Here is a 2,628-nt window from a genome sequence, read left to right on the forward strand (position 1 = left end):
ATTCGGAACAACGGGGCGCCCTTCTACACGGCACGTCAGCCCTCCGCAAATTGGCTCGGCAACGCCTCCATGCACCAACGTCACAGAAAGTGGTTTCCAATGTCGGTTATTTGGATCACTGCTGCCCCCACAGCCCACCAGCCGTGCGATTTGCCTGCCATGCGAGACACTACAGGCGAACTCCTGGCGCTATGTCGCTCATAACGGACATATTGCGTTGAAGATGGCCTTATGCTTGCTATATACAACGTACAGCCAGGCCTTGCGGCGGTGAGGCTAGCTATGTCGGATAAGGGCGACTGTCGTGACTGAGCGTACCGCGGATATCCTGTATAAGGGACAAAGGGTCGGGGTTCTCTACGAGACGCCGCAGGGCGGCACGCGCTTTGTCTACAATCCAGACGTGACAGAAACGATCGCCTGTGTCTTTCCGGTCCGGGAGCGGGAGCACGCGTGGCCGACTGGTCTGCATCCGTTCTTCCAGCACCTGGGGCCCGAGGGCTGGCTTCGCGAGAAGCAGGCGCGCGCCGGCCGCGTGGAGGACGAGGACGATTTCGGCCTCCTTTTGCGCTATGGGCAGGACTGCATCGGCGCCGTTGGCGTCAGCGCCGTGCAGCCGCTTGCGGCACCCTTGGTCGCGGTCGATGCCGAGACCACCGCAGCCGCAGCGGGCAAACGCACCGTCTCCGGTGTGCAAAAGAAGCTTCTTGGCTTTCGCCACGGCGACCAGTACCACCCGGCCGAAGCCGAAGGGCCGGCCACCCACATTGCGAAATATAACGATCAGACCAACGCTACGTTGGTACGCAACGAATATCTCACCCTGCGCTTTGCCCGCGATGTTCTCGGCGCTAAGCAGGTCACGGAGTTCGAGACGGCATTTCTCGCTGGAATCGAAAATTTGGCGCTCGTCGTAAAGCGCTTCGACCGCACGGACAATGGCGAAAAGCTCCGTCTGGAGGATTTCGCCCAGATCCTTGCCCGCCCGCGCGGTCGCGATTTCACCGGCAAATATGCCGGGAGTTACGAAGAGATCGCCGGCGCCATCCGAGTGCATTCCGCGCGCCCACAGATCGATGTCGAACAGTTCTTCCGGCGCGTGGTCTTCTGTGCGCTCATCGGGAATGCCGACGCGCACCTGAAGAACTTTTCACTTCTGGAAACGTCGCGCGGCTTGCGACTGTCGCCGGCCTACGACCTGCTGAACACGCTGGTCTATGGCGGCGCGTACAAAACCGAGTTCGCGCTGTCGCTGTGCGATGATCACGTTCAGACCGACCGGATCGACCGCAGACTGATTGTAGCCTTCGGTCAGGCCATCGGGCTTCCGGAGCGGGCCATCAAACTGGCCCTCAAGGAGCTTGGTGATCGTGTCCGCCGCAGCCAAGCCATCGTGCCGCCGGCCGCGGAGCCGGCGGACGGCTTCGTCCATCGCTACGCCGAGATTGTGGAGGGCGCATGCCAGAGAATACTCGAGGAGTAGTCCAGCCGCTCGACTGGGCGGCGCTCGTTGCTGAAACCATCCGCCGGCGCAAGGATGAAGGGCTGACCCAGGCGCAGCATGCCGGCTTGGCTGGCGTCGGCAGGACCACGGTGGTGGCCTTCGATCAGGGCGACACATCGATCACCCTCAGCCGCGCGCTGGCCATCCTGGGCGTGGTAGGACTGGTCGCCGAGAACAACGCCAACCCGCAGGATGCCTTCGTGTCCGTGTGCCGGCAGCGCTGGAACGACTTGGTCGGCAAGCTCCCCGACGATGCCCCCGCGCGCCAGGTGCACGGCCACTACAGCTTTGACTACGAGGTGGTTGGCCCAATCACTCGACTGTCGCCAAAGCGACTGCTCGTTGTCCTCGACAAGTCCGTGGTGCGCTACACCGGCTGGCCGCCTTTCTGGGTCCCGACCAGGGAAGACTTGGCCCCGGTGTGCGATGAGAGCGGCGTCGAGTGCTGGCTTGGTAATCCCGAAGCAGAGCGGATGTTTGATGATGCCGCCCACAGCGACTACTGGCGAGCCTCGACAGACGGGCGGCTCTACCTGCAGCGCGGCTACCAGGAGGACGGCTCTGACGTGCTTCAGCCGGGCACCTTCTTCGATATCACCCTGCCGATCTGGCGCGCCTGGGAAGGCCTCTCTCACGCGGCCCGCTTCGCCACGCTGACCGCACCCGTCGGCGACCCGGAAATCCGTTTCCGCGTCCGTTATACCGGTCTCGGAGGGCGCGACCTCGCCTCCTGGGCAAAGCCGGCGGATCGCAGCCTCATCGTTGGGATCCACCGCAGCCGCTTGCCGGAGGCCCATCTCGCAATCGCCACGTCGGCGCTGCGGATTGATGAGGATCCCGTCGGTGTCGTGCATGAACTGCTCAAACCGCTCTATGAGCGCTTCGACGGCTATGTCCTGGAACGCGATCTTGTTGAGCGCGAAATCCTCGACATGAAGAGCCGGCGCCGTTCTGGATAGGGCACAGATCGGCGTTGGCGCAAAAAGGACCGGAGTGGTGGCGGTCGGGAGGGCGAGCGGTTAAAGGATCGGCCCCTGAGCTGGGCGTTGGTGCATGGAGGCGTTGCCGAGCCAATTTGCGGAGGGCTGACGTGCCGTGTAGAAGGGCGCCCCGTTGTTCCGAAT

The 2,628-nt window shown here is 63.1% G+C and carries 2 protein-coding genes; both read left to right on the forward strand.

Translation table 11 applies throughout. The annotated features are described in order from the left end of the window. Positions 1–304 precede the first annotated feature (304 nt). Complete coding sequence (locus tag TSO5_RS30845; RefSeq protein WP_109155183.1) at positions 305–1,483, forward strand: HipA domain-containing protein; 1,179 nt, start codon at positions 305–307, stop codon at positions 1,481–1,483. Then, a complete protein-coding gene (locus TSO5_RS32855; RefSeq protein WP_158282515.1) occupies positions 1,459–2,463 on the forward strand; it encodes a transcriptional regulator in 1,005 nt (334 codons plus the stop codon). Before TSO5_RS30845 ends, TSO5_RS32855 begins: the two co-directional genes overlap by 25 nt. The last annotated feature ends 165 nt before the right edge of the window (positions 2,464–2,628 follow it).

This window comes from Azospirillum sp. TSO5, from assembly GCF_003116065.1.
Classification (GTDB): Bacteria; Pseudomonadota; Alphaproteobacteria; order Azospirillales; family Azospirillaceae; genus Azospirillum.